This window comes from Haloferax sp. Atlit-12N (assembly GCF_003383095.1).
Taxonomy (GTDB): Archaea; Halobacteriota; Halobacteria; order Halobacteriales; family Haloferacaceae; genus Haloferax.
This window is the reverse complement of record NZ_PSYW01000074.1, coordinates 1-499: the sequence shown is the minus strand read 5'-3', so window position 1 is coordinate 499 and position 499 is coordinate 1. Positions and strand designations below refer to the sequence as shown.

The following is a 499-nucleotide window of genomic DNA, read 5'->3' as shown; positions in this document are numbered from 1 at the left end:
GTAAAGAAGTCAACAGAGTAGAGACAAATTCAGAAGGTAAATACCTATTCCAAAATGTAAAAAATGGAGATTATACAATTGAATTTGAAACGCCAAAAGGTTATGAATCAACAAAACAAAATGTAGGTGGAAATGTAGGATTAGATTCAGACGGAAATAAAGTTTCTCTAAATGTAGCTGGATCAAACAACTATACAATTGACAGTGGATTTGTAAAATCTGAAGGTGAACCAGAAAAACCAGAGTCCGGCTATGAAATTGGGGACTATGTATGGGAAGATAGTAATAAAGACGGCATACAAAATAAAGAAGAGAAAGGTATATCTGGTGTAAATGTTGTACTTAAAGACAAAGAAGGAAAAGAAGTCAACAGAGTAGAGACAAATTCAGAAGGTAAATACCTATTCCAAAATGTAAAAAATGGAGATTATACAATGGAATTTGAAACGCCAAAAGGTTATGAATCAACAAAACAAAATGTAGGTGGAAATGTAGGATT

General features: G+C 32.5%; 1 protein-coding gene. It reads left to right on the top strand.

From position 1 onward, the window contains the following. A partial coding sequence (locus tag C5B90_RS20480; protein ID WP_199517589.1) for an SdrD B-like domain-containing protein occupies positions 1-499 on the top strand: 499 nt, incomplete at both ends.